We start from the raw sequence: 21,579 nt of genomic DNA, 5'->3' as shown, positions 1-21,579 counted from the left end.
AGCGGGAGAACCCATTTCAATGAGGCAGTGATGATGAAATTGAACAAAACCCTGTTGGCGCTGGCCGCCATCGCGTGTTCCAGCGGCGTTATGGCCGAAGAAGCCAAGGTATTTGGCGGCACCCTGGGCGGCAAGCTGACTATCGCCAGCGACTATGTATTCCGTGGCGAATCCGAAACCATGGATGGCGATGTGCCAGCCATTCAGGGCACCCTGAGCTGGAGCAATGATGCCGGTTGGTATGCCGGTGTATTCGGCTCCAACATCAAGTTTGCCGACCCCAATCTGGAAGTGGTAACCGGCCCCTTTATCGGTAAGGCCGGTGAGTTTGGTGATTCAGGTTTCACCTACGATGTGATGGTGTTTTCTTACCTGTATCCCGGCGCTTCCTACAGCAATTACACCGAGCTGTGGCTGAAGGTGGGTAAGCAATTTGGCAAGCTGAACATGCAGTTAGAGGTGACTCCAACGCTGGATGACTGGTTCGGCGTGGATGGCTGGCAAGGGGTGAACTATGCGGTGCACCCAAGCTACAGCTTCGACAATGGCATTCAGCTGTCCGGCTCTGTGGGTTATCAGGATCTCGACGGCGAAGGCGCCGAAGGCTGGGGCCACTGGAACCTGGGTGTGTCCAAGACCTGGGCCGGTTACACCCTGGATCTGCGTTACCACGGCAGCACAGTGGACACAGATCACAAGGTGTACGGCACCCAAACCGAGATTTTTGACGATCGCTTCGTCGTCGGCATCAGCAAGGCGTTTTAAATCCGGTTGTCACCCACGCCGCAGGCAATAATGCGGCTGACTTGAGCCAGCGTCCGGCCCGATTCAGCCTGCCAGTGGTTAAAGGCGGCCTGCGCCTGAGCCAGGCCCTTTTGGGTGGCAAGCCCTGCATCCACCAGACCGGTTGCCCTCAGATAGCCCTCCACATCTGAGGTCAGCAGGAAGGTGTCTTTCCCGGTGGCGCGCAGGAAGTAAGGGCCGGTATTGCCCCCAAGCCTGGCGCCGCGCTTTTTGAGTACCTGCCACAAGGCGGTGATCTCTTCCCCGGGCCAGAGGCCGATATAACGTGCCAGACTGCCATGTTCAGCAGCAATTTCTTTCACCATCAAGGCATTGTCGTAGATGGCCCGGGTCTTTTTTTCATGGCGGATAAGCGCAGGATCGCTGGCGCGGGCATCCAGTTGCTCCGGTGACATCAGCAAAATCTTCAGCGGATCGAAGCCAAAAAACGCCTCTTCATAGGCGGCCCATTTGGCGTCCACCACCTTCCACACAAAACCACTCTGAAAAATCTGCTTGCTCATGGCCGACAGTAACCGGTCATCAGAATATTCCTGATATTCGTCGGCCGACAAAGACTGTGGCAGCAGTGCCTCAAGCGCATCGACGCCGCCTTTTCGCTCGGCGGCGCGCTGATAAATACTGGCAAAGGATTCGATTTTCATGAACTTCCCTGAAACGAAGAATGGCTTTGCCAGTGTACTTGCATGGGTGCCGTCAATCCAAGTGGTTGCGGTGAGCCGGGTTATCAGCCAAGGGCGGCTGCAATCACCTCGCGAAGACTGCGGGGCTCGCGGCCGAGGATACGCGCCAAATCATCGCTGCGCGTATCGTATTCCCCTGCGGCAATGGCACGGCTGGCACCGCCCAGCGCCTTGGCCAAGAAGCCGGGCAAACCCATTTGGCTCAGCGCCGCAATTTGCGCTTCCGGGCTGATTTCGTTGGTTTCAATTCGCTTACCTGTGAGTTCGCTGATGAGTTTGGCGATGTCGGCATAGGACAGCAGCTCAGGGCCGGTGAACTCGTAAGTGCTGCCGATATGCTTGTCTGCATCGGGTGTTGTCATCAGCAATCTGGCCAGCGCCTCGGCAATATCTGCCTTGCTCACAGGTGCAAAGCGGCCGTCGGCGGCAGCGTGGGTCAGGGTGCCGCTTTCCAGGGTATGGCCAAGGCTCATCAGTTGCAGCTCAGCATAAAAGGCGTTGCGCACCACGGTGGCAGGCACGCCCGAGGCGCGGATGGCGGCCTCAGTGGCGGCGTGGCTGGCACCAAAATCAAAGGCGCTGTCGAGGCTGGGTGACTGGAAGCTGGTGTACAGCAGTTGGCTCACGCCGGCCTTTTTCGCGGCGGCGATAACGTTCAGATGCTGGGCCAGACGGGCATCGTTGGCGATGTTGCCCGAAATAAACAAGACTTTGGACACGCCCGCCATGGCGGCTTCGAGTGAGTCTTGTTGGTCGTAGTCGGCAAACAGGGTTTGGATGCCTTCGGCCGCCAGTTTGGCAGGGGAGCGGCTGCCCAGGCGTACAGTTTCAGTGTTGCCGAGGGTTTGCAGGGCTGCTGTGGTCAGGCTGGCCAGTTCGCCACTTGCACCGAGGATCAGGATCATAATGTGTACCTCAAGGGTTGGGATTGATGAGGTGCTCAGTGTATTCCCGTGGCAAAAATTGATAATGAGTGATTTACTTATATCTTTGGTAATTAAAACTAAACAAAAGGACGGGCCATGGACGCTTCCCAACTCTATCGCATGCTGGTGTTTGCCTCGGTTGTCGAGCAGGGTTCGCTGACCTTGGCCGCCGAGGTGCTGGGGATAAGCCGCTCCATGGTGAGCCAGCATCTGAAAAAGCTGGAAGAGCGTTTGGGCTGCGAGCTGTTGCATCGCACCACCCGCCGTATCAGCCTGACCGAGGACGGCCGTGAGTTTTTCCATTACTGCGGCGAACTGCTGCAATTGGCGCGTCAGGCCGAGGCGGTGACCCGTCCGGCGGATGAACATCTGCACGGCAGTTTGAGGATCACCGCCCCTGTGGGCCTTGGCGAGCACGATCTGTTGCCGCTTATCGGCGAGTTTCACCAGCGTTATCCCAACATCCGCATGACCCTGCTGCTGGAAGACAACAAGCTGAATTTGCTTGAGCATCAAATCGATGTGGCCATTCAGGGCGGCTGGCCGGAAGACTCAGAATTCAGAGCCATCAAGCTTGGCAGTTTCGATGAGCAGCTGGTGGCCAGCCCAGCCTATGTGGCCGCCCACGGCAGGCCATTGCACCCTGATAATCTCCAACATCATCAGTGGCTTGCCCATGCCTCAAGCCATCTTCCCAAGAGCTGGACCCTACACAATGGTCAGGGCGAGGAATACCGGGTTCGGGTGACTCCCTTTATCAGCTGTAACAGCACCAATGGCCTGCTGGCGCTGACCTTGCAGGGCCTGGGGGTGGCGATTCTGCCGGACAATCTGATAGGCCAGCATCTGGCCTCCGGCGAGCTTGAGCTCTTACTGCCCGACTACCATTTGCGCGAAGGCGGCATCTACGCATTGCACCCCTACAAGGAGAACACTCCGCCACGGGTGCGGGTGTTTATCGATTTTCTGAAACAGAAGCTGTTCAAATCTACCTGAACGGGGCTAAATTTAAGGAAGGCGTAAATTTGCCTGTGCGGCAGCCGCCTTCTTGAAAGGGCGTATGAAATGGGGGCCAGATTCCATGGAGCTCTTCTACCATCCGCTTTCCCGTTACTCCCAAAAGGTACTTCTTGGGCTGTACGAGAAACAGGCGAACTTCTATCCCAGGGTCACTGAACTCAGAGACCCCTTGCAGCGTCAGGCCTTCAGTAGCCTCTATCCCCTGTGCAAGCTGCCGCTGCTCAAATGCGTTGATGGCAGTCTGCTGCCGGAATCCACCATCATTATTGAATACCTCGACCACCATATTCACGGCGGCACCAGGCTGCTGCCGGTGGATGACAATGACCGTCTGCGGGTCAGGCTGTGGGACAGGATCCTCGATAACGATGTCAGCAATCAGTTGTTTTTGCTGGAACAGCAACTGAGCATGGCGCCTGAACATCGCAACGAGTTGGCCATGGCGCAAGTGCGCCAAAAGCTGCTGCAGGTGTTTGCGGGCATAGATGAGGAGCTTGCCAACAGCCACTGGCTGGTGGGCGATGGCTTTACCCTGGCCGACTGCGCGCTGCTGCCTTGTCTGGAGCCGGCGTTTGAGCTGATGGGTTTGCTGGATTTGGAAAATCTCTGCCGCTACCGCCAGCAGGCCAAGCTAAGAGGCGCCTGGGAGCTGGTGGCAGAGGAGGCGGCACTGGCCGCCGCCGCGGAAGTCACAGGGCTGAAACTTATCCCTTAACCTCAGGTATTGCGCTCTTTTTTGAGCTGCAGGAAGGCCTTCCACTTTTGCACTTCGGGTGACAGGGCTGGCGCCTCGCCCTCATAACCTGCTTCCCGTACCAGCTCGCTGATGGGCACCTGCTTGCGATTACACACAAACACCCCGCGTACATGCACTATGCAATGCAGGCCACGCTCGCTGACAAAGCGCTGATCAATATAAAAATACTTTTCATCCCAACCCACTACGCGGCTCTCGATGGTGAACTTTTGCAGCGGCTTAATATCGCGGATGTAGGTGAATTCGGCGGCATTGACTATGGGCATCCACTTCAGTTTCAAAAAGCGTTTCAGCAGACCCATTTCCGCCAGCATGTAGGTGCGGGCCAGATCCATAAAGGCCGGATAGCGGCTGTTGGTCAGGTGCATGTTGATATCGCAGTCTGACGGCAGTGCCCGGTATTCGATGCGGCTGACATCGAGGAATCCAATGCGATTGCAGTGGCGAACACGCCATAAAAACAACCAGATAAGTCGAAAGTACAGGTTCATGGATCTATGTATTAGAGTAATTGCGTAAAGCTGAAGGCTATCAGAGGTCGTACCTGCAAGCAATCGAGCCGGGCAAAGGGGGCGCGGCGTATGCAGTCAGTTGACCAACAAAAAGGGCGCCGCAGCGCCCTTTGAAGTTTCTAAACCTCAGCTTCAGTGACTGATACCGCTGTGACGCAGCAGCGCGTCTGTGTTGGGTTCACGGCCCATAAAGCGGCGGAACAGCTCCATCGGCTCTTCGCTGCCACCCATCTCGAGGATGTTGGTGAGGAAGGCTCGGCCGGTTTGTGGGTTGAAAATCCCTTCATCTTCAAAGCGCGAGAAGGCGTCTGCCGACAGCACTTCGGCCCATTTGTAGCTGTAGTAACCGGCAGCATAACCGCCGGCAAAAATGTGCGAGAAGCTGTGCTGGAAGCGGTTGATACTGGGGGGGATCACCACAGCAACCTGCTGACGCACTTCATCCAGGGTTTCCTGAATACGGGCGCCGTCTTCGCTGTTGTATTCCAGGTGCAGGCGGAAATCGAACAGCGAGAACTCCAGCTGACGCACCATCATCATCGCCGACTGGAAGTTTTTCGCCGCCAGCATCTTGTCCAGCATGCTCTTGGGCAGTGGCTCACCGGTTTCAAAGTGGCCGGAGATTTCCTGCAAGGCTTCTTCTTCCCAGCACCAGTTTTCCATGAACTGACTTGGCAGTTCTACCGCATCCCAGGGCACACCATTGATGCCGGACACGCCCGCCACATCGACCTTGGTCAGCATATGGTGAATGCCGTGGCCAAATTCGTGGAACAGGGTTACCACTTCGTCGTGGGTGAACAGCGCTGGTTTGCCGCCCACCGGACCGTTGAAGTTACAGGTGAGATAGGCCACCGGGCGTTGCAGTTCACCGCCGCTTAAGCGCCGTACCCGACACTCGTCCATCCAGGCGCCTCCGCGTTTGCCGCTGCGGGCGTATAAATCGAGGTAGAAGCTGCCTCTGTGCTCACCTTCGGCATCAAAAATATGGAAGAAACGCACGTCTTTATGCCAGCGGTCGAACTCGGTTTGCTCTTCGATTTTCAGGCCAAACAGGCGCTCAACCGTGTGGAACAGGCCACTCAGCACCTTGTTTTCTGGGAAGTACGGGCGCAGTTCTTCCTGGGAGATTTCGTATCTGTGCTGTTTGAGCTTTTCGCCATAGAAGCTCAAGTCCCATGCCTTGAGGTCGGTAGCGCCATATTCGCTGGCGGCAAAGGCCTTGAGTTCATCCAACTCTTTTTTGGCCTGTGGGCGGGAGTGCAGCGCCAGTTCGTTCAAGAAGCTGATGACCTGGGCCGGAGTCTCGGCCATTTTGGTGGCCAGCGACTTGTGGGCAAAGCTGTCAAAGCCGAGCAGGGTTGCCAGTTCATGGCGCAGTGCCAGCAGCTCTTCCATCAGCGGGCCATTGTCGAACTTGCCTGCATTGGGGCCCTGATCTGATGCGCGGGTAACGAAGGCGGTGTAACACTCTTCACGCAGCTCACGGTTTTCGCAGTACATCATCACCGGCAGGTACGACGGGAAGTCGAGGGTGAACAGATAGCCCTGCAATTCTTTGTCTTCGGCCATGGCTTTGGCGGCGGCCAGGGCTGACTCGGGCAGCCCCTTAAGCTCGGATTCGTCGGTGATGAGTTTGGTCCAGGCGTGGGTGGCATCCAGCACCTGATTGGAGAAATTGCTGGAAAGCTCCGACAGACGCTTGACGATGTCGCCGTAGCGAGCCTTTTTGGCATCGTCCAGGCCAATGCCCGACAGTTCAAAATCACGCAGCGCGTGTTCAATCAGAGTTTGTTTGGCCCGTGGCAGGGTTTTGAATTCGTCTGAGCCGTGCAGGGTTTTGTAGGCCTGATACAGGCCCTCGTGCTGACCAACGAAGGTGCCGTATTCAGACAACAGCGGCAAACAGGCATCGTGGGCGGCGCGCCATTCTTCGGTGCTCAGCACAGAATTCATGTGGGATACCGGTGACCAGAGCTTGCTCAGGCGGTCGTCGGCCTCTTCGAGCGGCGCCACCAGTCCCTGCCAGCTGAAGTCGCCGGCCGCCAGTACGCGTTCTATCTCGGCGCGGCAGTGGCCTATGGCCTGCTCAACAGCGCTTTGGATGTGCTCGGGTTTAATGGCCGAAAACGGCGGCAGCTTGGAAGGCTCAAGCAGTGGATTGGTCATTGGGTATCCTTTTCTCTGTAAGGAAAGGGCGAGTCCTGTGATGGCTGAGCCATGGCAGAAGCGGCTTGCACCTTTCTGAGTATCGATAGGGGATAAATAGGGGCTGGCAGGCAATTTATCAAGGCCGCCGGGCACTCGTTACGCATTCCTAACAACTCATCCCGCCAAAAACCGTGAGCAAAATCCCGAAATGGATTTACGCTTAATTTACAATGTCATCTTTGCTAACGGCGCCGCAAATGCAAGCTATTCGCATTTACTCTCGCATTGGCGGGCATAAGATCGCAGCAGATCAAGCGTAGTTTCAGGATGGGTGAAATGAACGGGGCAAAATCGATGTTGGCACTGGCCTTGGGGTTGGTGACCTTACCTGCCGTGGCGTTGGAGCCAAGTTTTGTGGTGGATGTTGGCTGGGATAGCCGTTATATCACCGAAGGGCGCGACAATCTCAACAAAGGCGGCATTGGCTGGGGCGCTTTGGCGGCCAGTTTTGGTGATTTGACCACCTATGCCCTGGTTGGCCGTGCCGACAGTGAACATTACACCGAATGGAATCTTGGTTTCGAATATGCCCTGCACCTGCATGAGGATATCGAAGCCTTTGTCGGCCTGCAGCGCATTGAAAGCTACGGCGACGAGCGTTGCAGCGACAATGAGCTGTTTGCCGAAATGGCTTATGTGCGCTGGGACTATCTGGTGCCCTCGGTGGCCTACACCTACAGCACCGAGGCCGGTGGCTATTTTGTGGAACTGAGTCTGCACAGTAACTGGCATGTGAGTGAACGCCTGACCCTGAGCCCTTACATCACTCAAGGGTTGGATTACCAATACGTGACCGAAGCGCACAATGGCCGCAACCACCTGCAATTTGGGCTTGAGGCCGAGTATATGCTTACCGAAGGGCTTGCCATTACGGGGCATGTCAGTCGCAGCCATGCCGGACACGATATCACCCTGGAGCTGGGGGACGACGCGCTGGATGAAACCTTCGCCGGTGTCCATCTCAATTGGGCGTTTTAACCGCCGTTGACTAAACTTGGTTTCTGACGCCCCGTTTGGGGCTGTGCTGCCAAGGCCGCAGGATGTGGCCTCATCGGAGGACAAGGAATGTCAACTATCCCGCTGGCGCCATCTGCCGCGCCCAATCAGCTCAAGTTTGCCCTTTTACTGTGTTTCTCGCTGCTGGCGCCCTGGGCTGCTGCGGGGGAATACCAATCCCTCATTGAGCCTGGGCAAAACGCCAAGAGTACAGAGCCTGAAGACCCCGCCCGCTTGGATGCGTCAAAGGGGCAGGGTTCCGTTACCAAGCAAAGCGCTCTTTCCAATCAAAGTCTTTTGCCGGAGAAGCCCGCTGCCATCGACAGTCAGGGGCGCCAGCTAAGTATTCCCCATACCCCTCAACCTGGGATGGAATTCAGCGGCCGCGATTATGTTGACCATGCCAAAAAGCAGGGGCGTCGCAGCGACAACAACCGGCCTAAGCGACAGGTAAGCAGCAAAACGGCGGCCGCCAGATCCTATGTGGCCGACGACCCCAACTGCCGCTGGCTGGATAACCGTATGGGGCAACTGGAGAAGCTGCTGACCTCCCGCGGGGCGGGCGAGCATCACGGTGATGAGCTCAAAGCCAGACAACAGGAATGGCGTTGTCTTAAGTGTGGCAGCAATGGCCCGCGTCAGGGGGACCATGACCGCTGCATGTATCGGCGTTGAGTTTTGTTGGCGCCGATGTAAACCGCGCTGAGTGCAACAAAGCTGGCCTGGGGCCGGTCTTTGGTTGCTGCGGGAGCAAACCGGATGGCGCCTCGCTTCCCTCCGGACAAAAAGCTCCCTACAATTGAGCCCTTACCTCGTCGTTCACAACGGAGATTTCCATGGCCCAACACTACGATTATATCTGTCTGGGAGCAGGCAGCGGCGGCATTGCATCCGCCAACCGCGCTGCTATCCGGGGCGCCAAGGTCCTTTTGATTGAAGCCAAACACGTGGGCGGAACCTGCGTGAACGTGGGCTGTGTGCCTAAAAAGGTGATGTGGTATGGCGCCCAGGTGGCGGAAGCCATGCACCTGTATGCCAAAGACTATGGTTTTGATGTTGAAGTAAAAAACTTTGACTGGAACACCCTGGTTGCCAGTCGTGAAGCCTATATCGAGCGTATTCACGCCGCCTATGGCCGTGGTTTTACCGGCAATGGCGTGACTTTGGTAGAGGGCTACGGCCGCTTCAAAGATAACCGTACCATCGAGGTGAACGGCGAAGAATACACCGCCGATCATATTCTTATCGCCACCGGCGGTCGCCCAAGCATCCCCAATATCCCTGGTGCCGAGCATGGTATCGACTCCAACGGCTTCTTTGCCCTCGACGCCCAGCCCAAGCGGGTTGCTGTGGTTGGCGCGGGTTACATTGCCGTCGAAATCGCCGGTGTGTTGCATGCCCTCGGCAGCGAAACCCATTTGCTGGTGCGTAAGCACTCGCCACTGCGCAGCTTCGACCCCATGCTGAGCCAGGCGCTGGTTGACGCCATGGCCGAAAACGGCCCGACTCTGCACACACAGGCCGTACCCAAGGCTGTGGAAAAACACGCCGACGGCAGCCTGACCCTGCAACTGGAAAACGGCGAGTCCATCACTGTGGATTGCCTGATCTGGGCCATTGGCCGAGAACCTGCCACCGACAAGATTGGCCTTGAAAACACCGACGTTAAGTTGGACGAGCGTGGCTACGTGCTGGTGGATGAGTGGCAAAACACCAGCGCCGAAGGCATCTACTGTGTGGGCGATATCATTGCCGGTGGCATTGAACTCACCCCGGTGGCGGTGAAAGCCGGTCGCTTCCTGTCTGAGCGCCTGTTCGGCGGTCAGCCCAATGCCAAGATGGACTACAGCCTGGTACCGACAGTGGTATTCAGCCATCCGCCTATTGGCACCATGGGCCTGAGTGAGCCAGACGCCAAGGCGCAATACGGCGAAGATCAGGTGAAGGTATACACCTCAACCTTCACTTCCATGTACACCGCCGTCACTGCCCATCGTCAGGCCTGCAAAATGAAGCTGGTATGTGCCGGTCCGGATGAAAAAGTCGTGGGTATCCACGGCATTGGCTTTGGTATGGACGAAATCCTCCAGGGCTTCGGTGTGGCCATCAAGATGGGCGCCACCAAGGCCGACTTCGATGCCGTGGTGGCCATTCACCCCACAGGCGCCGAAGAGTTCGTGACCATGCGCTGATCGCAGGGCCAGTTTTAAACCAAAGCCGCTCATGGAGCGGCTTTTTGCTGTCTGAAACTTTGTTAACTGGTCAGCCTTTAGCGAGTGTGGCACCTTGGATAGACGCTCGGAAAAAGAGCGGACATTAAGCCCGGATTAACTGCGAAAGGACTGCGCCGTGATAGATCATCTGAGTACCTACGCCAGCGACTATATTGCCAGCCGCGACTTTTATATTGCCGCCTTCAGGCCACTGGCTTACCCCATGTTGTTTGAAGAGGTGACCAGCTGGGATGCCGACTGGCCGACCCGGCGCATGTGTGCCTTTGGCCCCGAGGGTAAACCCGTGTTCTGGGTAATAGAAACCCGTGATGCAGCCTCGCCGCGCCATACCGCATTTGTGGCACCAAACCACGCTGCCGTCGCTGCCTTTCATCAGGCGGGTCTGGCGGCCGGAGGTCAAGACAACGGCGCTCCGGGCCTCCGGCCCATCTACCATGAGCACTACTTCGGCGCCTTCCTGCTGGACCCTGACGGGAATAACGTGGAAGCCGTCTGCCATGCGCCCGAATAAGAATTCGCGCTCGCGTTTTGGCAACATTGCTGCCGTGACGCTGCTTATCCCGCTAATGTTCTGGGGTTTCTGGCCCGAGTCGCCTAAGTTGCCGGTAACAGGCGCAGCCAGTAAAGACTGGCACCCGGATACCTTCTGGTATGAGCCCTGGGGCAGTTCTGGGGTACACAAGGGCATGGATATCTTCGCCCCCAAGGGCCAGACGCTTGTGGCCCCTGTACCTTTGCTCAGGTTATGGCGCGGCGAGCTCAGTAAGGGGGGTAAGGTGATATTGGCACTGGGGCCGGGCTTTAAGCTGCACTATTTTGCCCATCTGGACAGTTTCGAAGGCAATGGCTGGTGGCTGGCTGCAGGCAGCCCTATTGGCACGGTGGGCGACAGCGGCAATGCCAAAGGTAAACCGCCGCACCTGCACTACAGTCTGGTGAGTCTGCTCCCCAGACCCTGGCGGCTGGATTTCACCACCCAGGGCTATAAAAAGGTGTTCTACCTCGACCCGGTCGAGTACTTTTCCCGCTCCGGTATCTGACCCTGGCACTGCGGATCAGGCGTTCAGCCACAGCGTAAGTTACAGCCTGATGCTTTGGTATTCCCCGGGTTTCCTATGTTTTCATTGCTCGCGATAATCACTTCAATGTGATGATTTTATTGGCAATAGATTTAAATTCCTGTTGCCAATTCTAAAGCGCAATCAAGCGGTTTTGGGATCTGCCCCTTAAGTCACAGAAATACCTGTTCGCCCATGACAGGGATCGCGTTTTGGCGCCAACACCATGGCTAGACTGCGACGGTTTGTCTGTACCCGGAAACCTGCCATGGAAATTTTAATCAGTCTTATCGGCATGCTGTCGCTTATTGCGCTGGCTGTGCTGCTTTCAGAAAATCGCCGCGCCATTCGCCTTCGTACCGTGCTCGGTGCACTTGCTTTTCAAATCGCCTTTGGCGCCTTCGTGATGTATGTGCCCGCCGGCCAGGTGGTGCTGGATGCGGCCTCCAAGGGCGTGATGCATGTGATCAACTACGGCAACGAGGGGCTTGGGTTCCTCTTTGGCGATCTGGCCCGCTTTGGCCTGGGCTTTATCTTTGTGATTAACGTGCTGTGCGTGGTGGTGTTTATCAGCTCGCTGATTGCCGTGCTCTATTACCTCGGCATCATGCAGTGGGTGATTGGCATCATTGGCGGCGCCTTGTCGCGCCTGCTCGGTACCAGCCGCGCCGAGTCACTGTCGGCCACCGCCAACATTTTCGTTGGTCCTATTGAAGCACCGTCCATGGTGCGCCCCTTCGTGCGCCGCATGACCCGCTCAGAGCTGTTTGCGGTGATGACCGGTGGCCTCGCCTCTGTGGCTGGCGGCACCATGATTGGTTACATCCAGATGGGGGTGGACGTGAAGTATGTACTCACCGCTGCCTTTATGACGGCACCGGCCGGACTGCTGTTTGCCAAGCTGATGTGGCCGGAAACCGAGACGCCTATCAACGATATCAACAAGGTGCTGGACGAGCAGGACGACAAGCCTGCCAACGTGCTGGACGCTGCCGCAGGCGGCGCGGCCATGGGTATGCAACAGGTGCTGGCGGTATCGGCGCTGCTGCTGGCTTTTGTGGCGCTGGTGGCGCTGCTCAACGGCATGATTGGCGGCATAGGTAACTGGTTTGGCATCGATAATCTGTCGCTGCAGATGATGCTTGGGTATGTATTGGCGCCGCTTGCCTGGCTGATGGGTGTGCCCTGGAGCGAAGCGACTCAGGCGGCAAGCTTTATCGGCCAGAAGATGGTGATCAATGAGTTTGTTGCCTACATGGACTTCCTTAAGGTGGCCGATGGGCTGTCGCCCAAGACCCAGGTGATCATCAGCTTTGCCCTGTGCGGCTTTGCCAATATCGGCTCGCTGGCCATGGTGATTGGCGGCCTGTCGGCCCTGTGCCCCGAGCGGCGCCACGACCTTGGTCAAATCGGCATGAAGGCACTTATCGCAGCGGCGCTGGCCAACCTGATGAGCGGCACCATCGCAGGCTTACTTTTCAGTATCGGAGGTTAACCATGACACCCCATATCAATGCGCCCCAAGGGGCTTTTGCAGACACAGTTCTGATGCCCGGCGATCCGCTGCGGGCCAAGTTTATTGCCGAGCAGTTTCTCGATAACGCGGTGCAGGTCACCGATGTGCGCAATATGCTCGGCTTCACCGGCGAGTATCGCGGCAAGCGGATTTCGGTGATGGGCTCTGGCATGGGTATTCCGTCCATTTCCATTTATGCCCGCGAGCTGATTGTCGATTATGGCGTAAAAAATATCATCCGTATCGGTTCCTGCGGCGCCGTGAGCAACGATATCAAGCTGATGGATGTGGTAATGGCCATGGGTGCCAGCACCGACTCAGGAGTTAACCGCTCAAGGTTCCCAGGCACTGACTTCGCTATGCTGGCGGATTTTAACCTGCTGCGTCACGCAGTAACCGCGGCCGAAAATCAGGGCGTGTCTTTCAGGGTGGGTAACATTTATTCATCTGACCTGTTTTATTGCGCCGATGAAAGCCGTTATGACCTGATGGAAAAGTACGGCATTCTTGGGGTCGAGATGGAGGCCGCCGGGCTCTATGGCGTGGCCGCCGAAACCGGTGCCCGGGCGCTGGCGATGATGACGGTGACGGATCATCTGCGTCAGGGACTGCACCTGAGCGCCGAGGAGCGGCAACAGACTCTGTGCGACATGATTAGGCTCACTCTGGAAGCCGCCTGTCAGCTCGACTGATTGCCCCATTCCAATTTTAAGCCGCTCTGTGAGCGGCTTTTTTTTGTGCGCGCAAAAGGCCGCTTCAGCGCTGATGAGCAACACCGGCGGGCATGGCAACAGCAACCGGAAGCAGCAACTGTGTATCGTGGGCTGCATTGTAAATTTCGTTGAGACTGATTCCTATTTACAAATAGAATGCTGGCTGCCAATGGCGGGCCTGTTTCGATATTCACTGAAAAATTCCTGTAGAAAATTCACTTTATATCAGTGTGATATGCGAAATTCTTACTTGCGTCCGTACACGTTGGCCTGTGTCTTTTTGGTTTCTGGTGTCCGTGATGGAGAATGTTATGCCCAAGCCTCTGGCTCGCGTTAGCCTGATTGCTGCTGTTGTTATTGCCCAATTCAGCCCGTTGGCACTGGCCAACGCAGCCGACAAGGATATGGAGCGGATGGTGGTGACCGCCAATCGCACTCCCACCCAGATTAGCGAGCTTTCCAGCACCGTTTGGCTGATTGATGAAGACAGTATTCGCGAGCAAATCAACAGCGGCAAAGGTGTAAAAGAAATGCTGGCGGCGCTGGTGCCGTCGATGGACGTTTCCAGCCAGGGGCGAAGCAACTTTGGCCAGAACATGCGTGGCCGCGCCATGGTGGTGCTGATTGATGGGGTGTCGATGAATACCTCTCGCGGCATCAGTCGTCAGCTCGACAGCATCGACCCCTTCAATATTGCCCGCATCGAAGTACTGGCGGGCGCCTCGGCCCTCTACGGCGGCGGCGCGCTGGGCGGTGCCATCAATATTGTCACCAAAAAGGCCAGCCAGAGCACGGATACCTTCGAAGCCGAAGCCGGGTTTAAGTCAGGTTTTGGCGGTGGCGACGACTTGGATTACCGCGCTGCCTTCGCCGCAGCCGGTGGCAGCGATACCCTTCAGGGGCGATTCAGTGCTGCCTGGCAGGAAAACGGCCAATGGTTCGATGGCAGTGGCAACGAGGTGATGCCGGATATTACCCAAACCGGTATGCAGTACACCCAAGGCTATGATCTGATGGCAAATCTGGACTGGCGCTTGCCCAATAACGCCAGCCTCGGCGCTCTGGTGCAGCACTACCGCAATGGCTCCGATAGCGATCATGGTTTGTATATGGGCGAGAACTTTGCCGGTGTCACCGGTGATGCCTCATTACTTGAAAGCCGCAGCGGGCTGAATGCCGACCGCAGCCCCCGCACCGAACGCACCCTGCTGAACCTTAGCTACACTCAGGCAGAATGGCTCGGCCAGACCCTCTATTTACAGGGCTTTTATCGAAAGGAAGACCTCGATTTTCATCCGTTTCCCTACGTCAGTGAGGCGAGGGGCGTTTACAACTTTTCCGCCTCGGCACAAAACACCGGCATCTATGGCCTGAAGGCGGTGCTCGAATCCCGGCCAGCTGATCCAGTTAAGCTCACCTGGGGCATCGACTGGGACAAAGAGAGCTTCGATTCGAGCCAAATGAGCTTTGACCTGACTGCCGCCAATCAAAGCGGTGGCTTGGTTATGCAGGAGCTGTTTACCACCGGCCGCTATGTGGATTTCACGGTGGAGTCGGTGGCCGCTTTTGTGCAGGGCAGCTGGGATATCAACAGCTTTCTGGTGCTCAATGGCGGCTATCGCTACCAGCAGATGGAAAACAGCGTCGATGACTTTATCGGCTTCAACCAGCAGGTGGCGATTGCCTCCGGCAAGGCCCCGGGCGCCGATGCCATTCAAGGTGGCAGTACCGACTACAGCGTGGGGCTGGTGAATCTGGGGCTGGTGGCCAAACTGAGCGCGGATCAGCAGTTATGGCTGTCGTATTCTCAGGGTTTTGAACTGCCGGATCTGTCCAAATACTATGGCCGTGGCAGCTATAAGGCCGATGCCGATGGCTACCTGCGGCTGCAAAACAGCATCAACATCAATGACACCCGTCTCGATGGCATTAAAACCGACTCGATGGAGCTGGGTTGGCGTTATCTGGCGGACAGTTGGCAGGCTCAGGCGAGTATTTACTACGCGGTGTCGGATAAGGTGATTGAGGTGAATCGTGCCGACCTCACCATCAATGTGAACGATCAGGATAAGCGTACCCTGGGGCTGGAGGCACAGCTGAATGTGGATCTCAGCCGCAACTGGCAGGCGGGCAGCAATCTGCATTTGGTACGCAGTGAAGTGAAGCAGGAAGGCGGCTGGGTTGATGAGACTGTGACTTATGCTTCCCCCTCCAAGGCCACCGCTTTTATTGCCTGGCAAGGTGAAGGGCAGCAAATTCGCCTGCAGGCCGAGCACAGCTTCAGCGCCGATTCTGACTATAGATTCAAAGCCGGAGATGGGCTGCAAAGCGAGCTTGAAAGCTATACAACCCTGGATTTGCTTGGCTCGGTCGAGTTACCCGTTGGCACCCTGAGCTACGGCATCGAAAACCTGCTGGATAAAGACTACAGCACCCTGTGGGGCCAGCGGGCGGTGTATTTCTACAGTCCGACCTACGGCCCTGAGGCGATGTTTGACTACCATGGCCGTGGCCGCACCTTTGCCGTGAGTTACCAGCTGGGCTGGTAAGTGAAAAAAAGCGCCGATTGTTCGGCGCTTTTTGTTGGTATCCCCTGTGTTTATCTCGGCTCTGGCTTATTTTGGCAACAGCTTGAGGCTATGGCGGATGTCCCCCGGCAACAAAGGTGTGGGGGTATGGCTGGCATAGTCGCCAAAGCCGCTGCGGTAGAAGGCTGATAACGGGTGACCTGACTGACCGCCAGGCACCATCAGGATTGCGCTGGCCTCATCGCCCGGTTGCACCACCATCCGCTGGGAAGCGCCAAAGCCGGGGCTTTGCACCGCAGGTTCAAAATGGCCGCCAAAACCAGGCACTTCCGGCATATCAAGCAGCGGCGCCAGCAGCGGAATTTGCTTGCTGAAAGGGTGCTGGATTTTGAGCGCATTCACCTTGCCCCAATTCAGCTCTGCCAGTGTGCCGCCGGGCGCATGGCGCCTGAGCAGTTCGGCACGATTGGTGCGGTAAATATCCAGCAGGAAGTCGTTCCAGTCAGTCATTTTCTCTGGCAGCCAGGAGTCAGGTTTTTGCTGCAGCAGCTGCCAGACCGATACTTCCAGATTGCCCTTAATCTTGCTCAAACTCAGCCCTTCTTTGGCAAGCCGGGTTTGCAGCGGCGCAAACAGGGTGTCCATTACCCGAATGCGGAAGCTGCTTACCAGGGTGTAGCCCACAGACTCGCTGCAGGCGCAGGCACCCCAGTCGGCGAGCGCTTTGATATCGTCTGCAAATTCATCCGGTTGCAGCTTTAACGTCTCGCTCAGCAGTTGCTGCCATGGGGTGAGAAACAGCGCCCTGTTGTCCAGTTGCATGGCAAGAAAGTCTGACTCATCAAACGTGGATTTGGCATTTAAGTTGTCGCGGATCTGCGCTGCCCGACTGGCGATGGCATAACCGCCGTCACCGAATCTTGAGGTATCGGCAGCCGACAGCACCCGGCTGTTGGCGCTCCACAGCCGCTGATTGTCCGGATTGGCGACCAGGGGCACATTGGCTGCCGGAGCAGCCCAGCCCTCGGCTTGCCAGTCATTGGCCGATTGCGCCACTTGAACCGGATTGTCCCGCGCCGAAATGGCGCCTGTCAGTCGCCAGGCGGCGTTGCCGGCGTTATCCACAATCAGCATATTCTGCACCGGGATCCCTGTGTGCTCGGTAACGGCAAGCCCTTGCTCCACGCCGGTGGCGGTTTCCAGACGCATCAGATCCAGGTTAATGGCGAAGTCGCCATGGGCCACCCAGGACAGGGCATAGTCTTTATCACCGAGGCGCTTAACCGGCCCGAAACGGGACAATGTCAGCGGCATCTCTTTGCCGGCACCTGTGCTGGCGAGCTGCTCGGTAACGGTTTCGGTGATTTCATCTTTTGGCAGTTCAATCCAGTCGGCGGTGTCGATATAGCCGTTGGTAAAGCCCCAGGCCACATGACCATTGCTGCCGACCACAATCACGGGGGCGCCGGGCAGGCTGACGCCAGTGACCTGAATGTCGCTGTCGTGGTGACGGTAATTGAGCTGAGCCCGATACCAGATAATGGGCACGGCCAGACCCAGATGCATATCGTCGGACAACATGGCGCGGCCGCTGTGGGTGAGCTGACCCGTGACCGCCCAGTTGTTACTGCCTTTCACGAAGGCGTCCAGCTCGCTGCCGATGGTGCTCAGTTCCGCCTTATCCAGCGCCCTGGCAGAAAGCGGCGGCACCACCATCGCCTGGGTTGGCAAGGTGCTGCCATCAAGAGCCGCCTGAATGGGATCGTTCTGGCTCACAAAGGCGAGCATCTCATCGCCATAGAGCTGCCTGATGCGCTCCAGCACCAGCTCACGCTCAAGGGTATTCCCCTGTAAATCCAGATACATACTGAAGATGGTCAGCAGGCTGTCTTCGGGGCGCCAGGGCTGAATGGCAGCGCCACTGAGCAGGTATTCAAAGCTTGGCAGTGTTTGCTGTGCCAGCGCCTGATTCACGCCGCGGCTGTAGGCTTCAAGCACGGCCATGTCGTCGGAAGGCAGCTGTTTCAGCAGAGCCTGGGCGCGCTTTCTGAACTGATGGAACCTGTGGCGTTCATCGAGCTTCAGCGCTGCGTCGCCAAAAAGCTCGGCCAGTTCACCGGCGGAGTTTCGCCGCAGCAAGTCCATCTGGAAAAATCGATCCTGACCGTGGGCAAAGCCCAGACCAAAGGCCGCATCGGCGCGGGAGTCTGCGGTGATCACTGCGCTGCCCAGATGATCCCGGCCGAGGGTGACCGGCTTGCTAAGGCCGGGGCTGTCGATATTGCCATCGAGCGTGGGCAGGCTGGCCCGCAGGCCGAAGTAGACAGCCAACACCAGCAGTATCAGCAGCAACCCCAGCCACTTGGCGGCAGAAACGAGTTTGTTCATCCTTGATTGGCCTCCGGGGCGCAAATTAGCTTGATGTTGGCGTCATGCCAGCCTGCTCGGCCAGCCAATCGAGAAACAGCTTCACCTGGCGCTTGGCATCGGCCGCCTGGGTGGTTGCAACCAAATAGCCCGGGCCGCTCAGCACCTTTTCCGGCAGACAGGGCTTAAGCCAGCCCTTTTCAACCTGAGCCGAGACCAGCAGCGAGCTGGTAAGCGCCAATCCCTGTCCGGCAAGACCGGCTTGCAGCAGCTGGTCTTCACGGTCAAATTCAAGCAGTTCAGCGTCCCGGAACTTGCCGTGTTCTTTTTGCCAGCAATCCCAATTCACTTCACCCGGACTGCCGGGACGGCGCACGTGCATCAGGGTTTGGTGCGGGTGCTTGCGGCCAAGGTATGCGGGGCTGGCGTAGATGCCAAACTGCTCTGGCAGGGTCAGGTTGCCGGGCTGGCTGCCATCTTCTCTGGCAATCAGAATATCGGCGTCCTGTGACGCTGGTGTTTCCGACTGACTCACCGCCACCCGAATATCCGGATAGCGACGTTGGAAATAAGGCAGTCGCTGAGCGAGCCACAGGGCGGCAAAGCCATGCACGGCGCTGATGGTTAAATCCTGATTACCAACGCCAAGCCCCGTCAGTGTCTGATCTATCTGGCGCAGCACCTGCCGGCTGGTTTCATACAGGGTTTGGCCTGCAGCCGTAAGTTCCACGGCGCGGGTATGGCGGATAAACAGCGGAATATCCAGATGTGCTTCGAGGTTACGGATCTGATGGGAGACAGCAGTCGGCGTCAGTTCCAGCTCCTTGGCGGCGAGCTTGAAGCTCAGATGCCGCGCGGCGGCTTCAAATACCCTGAGTCCATTTAAAGAAGGCAGATGAGAGAACATGGCTATAGATGAATTAAAAGACGTTATGGTGGTGATTTTGCGACCTAAGTTGATGAATGTCTATTGTTACGCCATGATTTTTTTCACTCATAAAAAAGCCCCGTCGAAACGGGGCCATCTGTGCTCTAACCGGATCAGCTTTTGGTCACAACCCAGAGGGCGTGCAGCAGGCCGGGGATAAAGAAAAACAGGCACAGAATGATGTTGATCAGCAGGTGCTTGCCAGCGCCTTCTTTCAAAAACACTGCCACAGGTGGCAGCAGAATGGCGATGATCACGAGCAGCAGCTTATTGGTATCCATAGCGTCTCCTTAGATTTGTTATCAGGGTTAACTTCGCAAGCCCCGACCCAAATGGCAAGCCCGGTCACGAAAAAACTGTGCGCTCGCAGGTGCCCGAGCTATAGTGAAGTCACTCTTGTAAGCCCTTTCTGCTATGGATATTCAGGCAAAGCTTCTTATTCAGGTCATTATCTTGCTTACCGGCGCCTGCGCGGCGGCGTGGGCGCTGTTGGCCGGTCCGCTGCGGATTGCTCCCAAGGCCTGTTGGCGTTATGCCGGTGCCAATGCCCTGATGATGCTGGGGCTGATGCTCAACACCCTGCGAACCGATGAGCCCAGTTATCTTGCCTGGTTTGCCGCGGATCTGTGCCTCTTGTCCGGTATCGTGATGCTGCGGCTGGGTACTGTATTCCTTTTCAGGCAACCAATTGATTATCGGTTGGATTTACTGGTTTGGCTTGCTGCGGCCGGTGCCATGTTTGCGGTGAGCCCCGAAATCGACTCGCAGCAGTATCTGGGGGTAGTGTTTTCACTGGCGGCGGCGATACTGTTTGCCAGACTGGCTCTTGCTACCTATCAGGGCTTGCTGCCCAGCGCCGGACCGCGATTGTCGGTGCTGCTGATATCGCCCATGATGGTGGCGGCACTGTCGTTTTTCGCGCGGCTGGTGGTAATCCTGGTGGTGGACCGTCCGGAAGAGCAGTTCATCTCGATTCAAACCGCCAAGGCGGTGCCCATGCTGTGGTTTTATCTGGTGCTGACTATTGCCATCAATGCCCTCGCCATTGGTAATGCCCTGACCCGACTGGTGCAAAAAATCCGCCTGCTGGCCGACAAGGATGTGCTCACCGGGCTTTGGAATCGCCGCAGCGCCGAAGATACCCTCAGCCAGCTGCATCACAAGTGGCAACGGGGCGGTGAGGGGTACGCACTGGTGCTGCTGGATTTGGACTACTTTAAGCAAATCAATGATAAACATGGGCATCAGGCGGGGGATGCGGCCCTGCGGCAGGCAGCATTGCTGATGACCAATGCCCTGCGGGAATCCGACGTGCTGTGCCGTTTCGGAGGCGAAGAGTTTTTGGTGATTTTACCGGGGGCGGGAATGAAACAGGCCCATCAGGTAGCTGAGAAGCTGAGAACGTGCCTTGAGGCCAGGGCGCTGCGCTGGGAAGATCAGGATGTGCCCCTCAGTGCCAGTTTTGGCTGCGCTGCCGTGGTGCCGGGGCTCAGTGTGTCACAGCTGATTTCTGCCGCCGACCATGCCATGTATCAGGCCAAGGCCGCAGGTCGCAACCGGGTGATGGACTCCTCGGTGGGTGCGGCCTCGATTTAACATCCTGAATGCAAACCTCAGAACAAAAATCACAGAAAAACTCGTAACAAACATCAGGGTTTGGGCCACTCTAGGCTATCCGGATTTCCCCATTCTTCGTCCAGCAACTTGCCGAAGCCTGGCAGAGCAAACTGCGCCCCGGGTGGATGGCCACTTAGAATATGAAAGTGCTGACCGCGAAAGCAAAAATACAGCTGCCATGCGTGCAAATAGCCGCGGTCGGCTGCCTCTCCACCATAGAGCTCATCCCCCAATATGGGCGTGCCAAGGCTGGCCAGCGCCACCCGCAGTTGGTGAGTCTTGCCGGTGAGGGGTTTGAGCAGATAAGCGCGCAGCCCTTCATCCACCGAAGCGGAAAAAAACTGGGTTACCGCCGGGTTTTCCATGGTGCGCAGCAGTTTATGTTGGCTGCGACGGGCCTTGGCCATGTCGCCGGCAACCTTGCCCTGTTTCTTTTTTGGCTTTCCTTTGGCGAGTGCCAGATAGTATTTTTGCACCCCGTGGCGGGAAAAAAGCTCGGTAAAATCGGCGGCGGCCTCGCTGGATTTGGCAAGGATGATGAGCCCGGATGTGAGGGTGTCGAGCCTGTGCACCGGGTACAGCTTGAGCCCAAGTCTGGCCTCGGCAGTGGCGACAACGCCCGCGCTGCCATCCTGACTGTGGAAATGCACTCCGGGCGCTTTATCAATCACGATAAAGTCGGCCTCATCCTGGATTAGTTGAAACATAT

The 21,579-nt window shown here is 57.0% G+C and carries 20 protein-coding genes; 12 read left to right on the top strand and 8 right to left on the bottom strand.

What is annotated here, in order from left to right:
* Nucleotides 1–90 precede the first annotated feature (90 nt).
* Nucleotides 91–765, top strand: coding sequence for a TorF family putative porin (locus STH12_RS17460; protein ID WP_418856628.1), 675 nt, complete (start codon nt 91–93; stop codon nt 763–765).
* Here STH12_RS17460 and STH12_RS17455 read toward each other — a convergent pair.
* Nucleotides 762–1,448, bottom strand: a complete 687-nt coding sequence (locus tag STH12_RS17455; protein ID WP_126168734.1) for a DNA-3-methyladenine glycosylase I — start codon at nt 1,446–1,448, stop codon at nt 762–764. The two genes, STH12_RS17460 and STH12_RS17455, sit on opposite strands and share 4 nt — an antisense overlap.
* A gap of 83 nt (nt 1,449–1,531) precedes the next feature.
* Nucleotides 1,532–2,392 (bottom strand): SDR family oxidoreductase, encoded by an 861-nt coding sequence (locus tag STH12_RS17450; RefSeq protein ID WP_164551243.1) that lies wholly within the window; start codon nt 2,390–2,392, stop codon nt 1,532–1,534.
* A 117-nt stretch (nt 2,393–2,509) separates the two neighbouring features.
* Between STH12_RS17450 and STH12_RS17445 the strand changes: the two genes are divergently transcribed.
* Together STH12_RS17445 and STH12_RS17440 are read left to right on the top strand one after the other, a co-directional pair.
* On the top strand, nt 2,510–3,409 hold the full coding sequence (locus tag STH12_RS17445; protein WP_126168732.1) for a LysR family transcriptional regulator: 900 nt from the start codon (nt 2,510–2,512) through the stop codon (nt 3,407–3,409).
* An 85-nt stretch (nt 3,410–3,494) separates the two neighbouring features.
* Nucleotides 3,495–4,148 carry a glutathione S-transferase family protein gene (locus tag STH12_RS17440; protein ID WP_126168731.1) on the top strand — a complete coding sequence of 218 codons (654 nt, stop codon included), beginning with the start codon at nt 3,495–3,497 and terminating at the stop codon, nt 4,146–4,148.
* Nucleotides 4,149–4,150: 2 nt separating this feature from the next.
* Here the strand turns inward: STH12_RS17440 and STH12_RS17435 are convergent, their stop codons facing one another.
* A complete protein-coding gene (locus tag STH12_RS17435) occupies nt 4,151–4,681 on the bottom strand; it encodes a thioesterase family protein (protein ID WP_126168730.1) in 531 nt (176 codons plus the stop codon).
* Nucleotides 4,682–4,834: 153 nt separating this feature from the next.
* On the bottom strand, nt 4,835–6,871 hold the full coding sequence (gene prlC, locus STH12_RS17430) for an oligopeptidase A (protein WP_126168729.1): 2,037 nt from the start codon (nt 6,869–6,871) through the stop codon (nt 4,835–4,837).
* A 318-nt stretch (nt 6,872–7,189) separates the two neighbouring features.
* Between prlC and STH12_RS17425 the strand changes: the two genes are divergently transcribed.
* The 8 genes from STH12_RS17425 (at nt 7,190) to STH12_RS17390 (ending at nt 15,979) form a co-directional block, all read left to right on the top strand.
* The gene (locus STH12_RS17425) at nt 7,190–7,891 is read left to right on the top strand and encodes a hypothetical protein (RefSeq protein ID WP_237158656.1); all 702 of its coding nucleotides are present in this window, start codon (nt 7,190–7,192) and stop codon (nt 7,889–7,891) included.
* A gap of 87 nt (nt 7,892–7,978) precedes the next feature.
* The gene (locus STH12_RS17420; protein ID WP_126168728.1) at nt 7,979–8,584 is read left to right on the top strand and encodes a hypothetical protein; all 606 of its coding nucleotides are present in this window, start codon (nt 7,979–7,981) and stop codon (nt 8,582–8,584) included.
* Nucleotides 8,585–8,745: 161 nt separating this feature from the next.
* On the top strand, nt 8,746–10,101 hold the full coding sequence (gorA, locus tag STH12_RS17415; protein WP_126168727.1) for a glutathione-disulfide reductase: 1,356 nt from the start codon (nt 8,746–8,748) through the stop codon (nt 10,099–10,101).
* Between the two features lie 157 nt (nt 10,102–10,258).
* A complete protein-coding gene (locus STH12_RS17410; RefSeq protein WP_126168726.1) occupies nt 10,259–10,654 on the top strand; it encodes a VOC family protein in 396 nt (131 codons plus the stop codon).
* The gene (locus STH12_RS17405) at nt 10,641–11,183 is read left to right on the top strand and encodes a M23 family metallopeptidase (RefSeq protein WP_418856586.1); all 543 of its coding nucleotides are present in this window, start codon (nt 10,641–10,643) and stop codon (nt 11,181–11,183) included. Before STH12_RS17410 ends, STH12_RS17405 begins: the two co-directional genes overlap by 14 nt.
* Nucleotides 11,184–11,469: 286 nt before the next feature.
* The gene (locus STH12_RS17400) at nt 11,470–12,696 is read left to right on the top strand and encodes a NupC/NupG family nucleoside CNT transporter (RefSeq protein ID WP_126168725.1); all 1,227 of its coding nucleotides are present in this window, start codon (nt 11,470–11,472) and stop codon (nt 12,694–12,696) included.
* 2 nt (nt 12,697–12,698) lie between these two features.
* Complete coding sequence (deoD, locus tag STH12_RS17395) at nt 12,699–13,409, top strand: purine-nucleoside phosphorylase (protein ID WP_126168724.1); 711 nt, start codon at nt 12,699–12,701, stop codon at nt 13,407–13,409.
* 332 nt (nt 13,410–13,741) lie between these two features.
* The gene (locus STH12_RS17390) at nt 13,742–15,979 is read left to right on the top strand and encodes a TonB-dependent receptor (protein ID WP_126168723.1); all 2,238 of its coding nucleotides are present in this window, start codon (nt 13,742–13,744) and stop codon (nt 15,977–15,979) included.
* Between the two features lie 66 nt (nt 15,980–16,045).
* On the opposite strand, the gene STH12_RS17385 is transcribed toward STH12_RS17390, so the two are convergent.
* The 3 genes from STH12_RS17385 to STH12_RS17375 all read right to left on the bottom strand — a co-directional run bounded on the left by STH12_RS17385 (nt 16,046) and on the right by STH12_RS17375 (nt 19,534).
* Entirely contained in the window at nt 16,046–18,346 is a 2,301-nt protein-coding gene (locus STH12_RS17385) for a penicillin acylase family protein (RefSeq protein WP_126168722.1), read from the bottom strand.
* A gap of 25 nt (nt 18,347–18,371) precedes the next feature.
* Nucleotides 18,372–19,232 carry a LysR family transcriptional regulator gene (locus tag STH12_RS17380; protein WP_126168721.1) on the bottom strand — a complete coding sequence of 287 codons (861 nt, stop codon included), beginning with the start codon at nt 19,230–19,232 and terminating at the stop codon, nt 18,372–18,374.
* A 134-nt stretch (nt 19,233–19,366) separates the two neighbouring features.
* Nucleotides 19,367–19,534 (bottom strand): YqaE/Pmp3 family membrane protein, encoded by a 168-nt coding sequence (locus STH12_RS17375; RefSeq protein ID WP_126168720.1) that lies wholly within the window; start codon nt 19,532–19,534, stop codon nt 19,367–19,369.
* A 133-nt stretch (nt 19,535–19,667) separates the two neighbouring features.
* Between STH12_RS17375 and STH12_RS17370 the strand changes: the two genes are divergently transcribed.
* The gene (locus STH12_RS17370; protein WP_126168719.1) at nt 19,668–20,849 is read left to right on the top strand and encodes a GGDEF domain-containing protein; all 1,182 of its coding nucleotides are present in this window, start codon (nt 19,668–19,670) and stop codon (nt 20,847–20,849) included.
* 53 nt (nt 20,850–20,902) lie between these two features.
* On the opposite strand, the gene STH12_RS17365 is transcribed toward STH12_RS17370, so the two are convergent.
* Nucleotides 20,903–21,577 carry a TIGR01621 family pseudouridine synthase gene (locus STH12_RS17365; protein WP_126168718.1) on the bottom strand — a complete coding sequence of 225 codons (675 nt, stop codon included), beginning with the start codon at nt 21,575–21,577 and terminating at the stop codon, nt 20,903–20,905.
* Nucleotides 21,578–21,579: the final 2 nt, after the last annotated feature.

The organism is Shewanella khirikhana (genome assembly GCF_003957745.1).
GTDB lineage: Bacteria > Pseudomonadota > Gammaproteobacteria > Enterobacterales > Shewanellaceae > Shewanella > Shewanella khirikhana.
The sequence above is the reverse complement of the archived record's forward strand: the minus strand, read 5'-3'. Positions and strand labels throughout refer to the sequence as shown.